Annotated in this window: 3 protein-coding genes and 1 pseudogene; 2 read left to right on the top strand and 2 right to left on the bottom strand. The window is 48.7% G+C overall.

Annotated features, from left to right (window positions below):
• Window positions 1-431, bottom strand: a pseudogene (locus ABYP73_RS12060) (hypothetical protein); the annotation flags it as partial.
• 82 nt (window positions 432-513) lie between these two features.
• Here ABYP73_RS12060 and ABYP73_RS12055 point away from each other — a divergent pair.
• Together ABYP73_RS12055 and ABYP73_RS12050 are read left to right on the top strand one after the other, a co-directional pair.
• Window positions 514-1,965: a vanadium-dependent haloperoxidase gene (locus ABYP73_RS12055; protein ID WP_372974492.1), complete on the top strand. Its 1,452-nt coding sequence runs from the start codon at window positions 514-516 to the stop codon at window positions 1,963-1,965.
• A gap of 165 nt (window positions 1,966-2,130) precedes the next feature.
• On the top strand, window positions 2,131-2,475 hold the full coding sequence (locus ABYP73_RS12050) for a hypothetical protein (RefSeq protein ID WP_372945935.1): 345 nt from the start codon (window positions 2,131-2,133) through the stop codon (window positions 2,473-2,475).
• Window positions 2,476-2,568: 93 nt separating this feature from the next.
• Here ABYP73_RS12050 and ABYP73_RS12045 read toward each other — a convergent pair whose 3' ends face one another.
• Entirely contained in the window at window positions 2,569-3,669 is a 1,101-nt protein-coding gene (locus ABYP73_RS12045) for a CNNM domain-containing protein (RefSeq protein WP_372945936.1), read from the bottom strand.
• Between the last annotated feature and the right edge of the window lie 148 nt (window positions 3,670-3,817).

Below are 3,817 nucleotides of genomic sequence, written 5' to 3'. Positions count from 1 at the left end.
TCACCATCGAGATGCATCGTGCAGTTGCGCACGGGCAGATCGAAATGGCCGAGTGTGAAGCGATCGGCGAATTCATTCGCGCCGGTCGAGTAAAGAAAGTTTCCGGCGAACGCCCGCTGCTCGCTGCCGTTGATATCGCCTTTGTCATACATAACCAGCGCATCCCAGCGCGCGCGCGGATTCATGCCCCAGCCAACATGCGACGTCGCATACGCGTCTTTATCCTGCCAGACCGCGAGGTAGCTGCGCATCAGCTCGGCATCCAGACCTTCCCCTTCGATCTCTTTAGAGGAGCCATTCACCACAGTGATAAGTCCGCTTTCAGAATCCGTGATGCGCGTATAACTGCCTTTGGGAATGATAAAGGTGGCTGCCCAGGTCATACAGAGGAGCCCAAGCATGAGGGTAAAAGCATTGGGTAATTTTTTCATAACAGAGGTTGGTCAGTCCCTAAAGTAGTTTTTTCTGATCGGATATGGGAAAATTTGTAGATTTAATAAATGCTTTGAAATAATGAGATTGACCAACCAATTTATCTTCCTGCTCACTCTGATACTTTTTTCATGTAATAATTCTTCTGAGAATGGGTCCCTCACGGGGTTGCAGGCTCCAAAGGGAGAAGACAACATAGCCTATTTCTGGGGTAAGGTCGCCCTGGAGGCGACGGCCCGTGATACGGAACGTTTTTTGCCAAGGCCGACGATCACTTCTCGTTACCTGGGCCTCATCTTTACGGCTGTCTTCGATGCCTGGTCTGTCTATGATGAAAAGGCCAGACCTGTTTATCTGAGTGAGGTCGAAAAAAGACCGGGCTCTCTCAGGGACAAGGAAATCTCCATCTCCTATGCGGCTTATTACGCGATGAAGGAGTATTATTACAGTGATTCCCTCTATTTTAAGGAACGGATGACCCATCTGGGGCTGGATCCCGAAGCAAAAGACGTGGACGAAGATTCACCAATCGGGGTGGGCTATCTCGCCGCCATGTCGGTCATTAAAAACCGAAAGGGTGATGGCGCCAACCAATACGGAGAGGAGTCGGAGGGCAATCCACCTTATTTCGATTATACGGGATACCAGCCCGTGAATTCAGTAGAAGACAACAGCGACATTAACCGGTGGCAGCCCAAATACTTTATCAGCCTGGAAGGTGAGCGTTATGCGCCGGGTTGCCTGACGCCCTACTGGCAGGAAGTGGAACCCATCACCCTGGAGTCGGCAGATCAGTTCAGGTCGCCCCCTCCGCCCCTGTATGGTTCAGAACAATTGCAAAAGGAAGTAGAGGAAGTGGTTCAGATGCAGGCTGAGCTGACCGCCGAACAAAAAGCTCTTGTCGAATTTATGAGGGACGGCCCCAAGTCTGTACAGCAGGCAGGCCACTGGCTGGTCTTTGCCCAGGAATTATCCAAAAAGGACCAGCACGACCTTGACGAGGATGTGAAGATGTATTTTCTCAACCAGATCACGGCCATGGATGCCTTTATCGCTTCCTGGGACGCCAAGATGTTCTATGATTACGCAAGGCCCTATGCCCTGGTTCACGAGTATTTCAAAGGGCAGGACATCGAGGGGTGGGCCGGATTTGACCAGGGGTGGACAAAAATGAAAGGGGAACAATGGAGGCCTTATTCCCCGGACTCTTTCCTCTGCCCTCCCTTTCCGAGTTACGTTTCCGGACACAGCACGGTAAGTGGGGCCTGTGCAGAAGCGTTGAGACTTTACAAGGGTTCGGATACCTTCGAGGTAAGAGTTCCGTTTACAGCAGGGTCCTATACGGAACCGGAGTCTGAATGGAAGGAGGTAGAGTTGTACTTCCCTACCTTAACGGAAACGGCCAATATGGCAGGAATCTCCAGGGTTCTGGGAGGATACCACATCCAGGCCGACAATATAGAGGGTCTGGCCCTCGGCAGGAAGGTTGCGCATCAGGCATTCGAATTCTATAAGGATCACGTGGGGGAATAAGCTGGTTTCAACCTGCACGAACTAAATTCCTCTCAGAAGTGGATCGCTGTACAACAATTTGGATATCGGACATGGGGTTATAGCAGCCTTTTTTCGAAACCCAATTAAATCTTGGGAATTAATCCTTAACTTGTTATCTTTCTGAATAATTAAAACCAATTCAACATGAAAACGATTACCAGCGAAATAAACCAATACTGGGTCCATTTTCAGTCCGGAGGAAGCGATAAAAACAAAGTTTATCCCCGGGCCCTTGTCAAGTGCTATCACGACGATGATTTTGTAGTGCAGGTCAATTTCTATCCCGATGGGAAAGTGCCAGAAAATCACTATGACAAGAGGAACAAATTAGTATACCTGAGGTACCCCCTTTCCATGTACCCCAATGTGATCGATCTGTTGAGGCATGAAAAACCGATCTATTTCAGCTATAATATCGATCTGAAACTGGGTTACGTGCGTACAGGGAAAGAACCAATCGGTGAAGGTAACGAGGATTCGGACTATTAAAGATAAGTTTCCGGTATCAAAATACAGCAAAAGAGTCGGTCCTACCGGCTCTTTTTTATATCCTTAATGATCCGAGAATCAAGATGCCTTCTGTTATTCGATGATCCCTGTTTTCTTGGCGCGTTCTTCCCAGTTACGCCTGGCGAGGACCTGAAGGTCTTCCACATTGTCGCTTTCGTCCATGATCTCGAGACCCAGCAGGGTCTCTATCACGTCTTCCATGGTGACCAGGCCGCTTACGGATCCGTATTCGTCTACCACCAGGGCAATGTGTTCTCTTTTTCTGATAAAGTTTTCGAACAACTGTGGAATGGGGGTGTCCCTTCTTGTGACCAGGATATCCCTTTTGATATCAGCGAGGGTCAACTTTCCGTTCTCGTTAATGATCTCTTCCATGACATTGTCTTTGAGGACAAATCCTGTAATAGTGTCTACGGTTTCCCCGTAGATCGGGATCCTGGAAAACCGCAGGTGCGGATTCTGTTCAAAGAACTCTTCGATGGTCTGGGTGTCAGGGGCGATCTTCATCACGGCCCTGGGGGTCATAATGTCTTTGGCAAGGATCTCGTCGAACTGCAGGAGGTTCTTGATCACCTTGGATTCTGATTTTTCAAAGACGCCTTCCTCTTCTGCCATGTCGGCCATCACGGTAAAATCTTCCCTGCTCAGCACACTTCCCTCGTGACCTTTGCCCAGCAGTCTGGTGAAAAGCTGTAATACCCACATAATCCCGGTCACTTGCAGGGTCCAGACCATGGCCCTGAGGATTTGAGTAGAAATCCCAGTAAGTTCCCTCCAGTAATTCGCTCCAATGGTTTTGGGAATGATCTCCGAGGCCACCAGGACCAGGACGGTCATAATGGTAGATACGATCCCCACCATTAAGTCTTCGGTGAAGGTAAATCCGAAGATGGTATGAGAACGTTCTCCGTAGAGTTCGGCATAAGCCACTTTCGCCTGAACTCCAACCAGGATGGCCCCTACCGTATGCGCAATCGTATTAAGGGTAAGGATGGCAATCAGGGGTTTGTCGATATCCTTTTTAAGCTCTTCCAGGGCAAGGGCATATGTTTTTTTTGCCTTTTTTTTGAGGTTGATATAGGTTGGGGTTACGCTGAGTAACACGGCTTCCAGGATGGAGCAGAGAAAGGAGAAAAAGATCGCAAGGAAAGCGTAGAACAGTAACAGGCTCATGAAGCATAATTCTCTGGCGAAGATACGATAAATATAAAAAGCTCTAAAGAGATGGGAATCACTTCATTTCCCCCGGCAGTTACCGATTCTTTATAGCTTTTTATCGGTTCCTTTGACCAGACGGTCCGTCGATCAAAGGTAAGATTCT

The organism is Muriicola sp., from assembly GCF_041567615.1.
In the GTDB taxonomy this organism is placed as follows: Bacteria; Bacteroidota; Bacteroidia; order Flavobacteriales; family Flavobacteriaceae; genus Muriicola.
This window is presented reverse-complemented; position numbering and strand designations above follow the sequence as displayed.

Excerpts from the sequence above, each read along its gene's own strand:
- ABYP73_RS12055 (WP_372974492.1), top strand. The coding sequence starts at position 514 with ATGAGATTGACCAACCAATTTATCTTCCTGCTCACTCTGATACTTTTT.
- ABYP73_RS12050 (WP_372945935.1), top strand. The coding sequence starts at position 2,131 with ATGAAAACGATTACCAGCGAAATAAACCAATACTGGGTCCATTTTCAG.
- ABYP73_RS12045 (WP_372945936.1), bottom strand. The coding sequence starts at position 3,669 with ATGAGCCTGTTACTGTTCTACGCTTTCCTTGCGATCTTTTTCTCCTTT.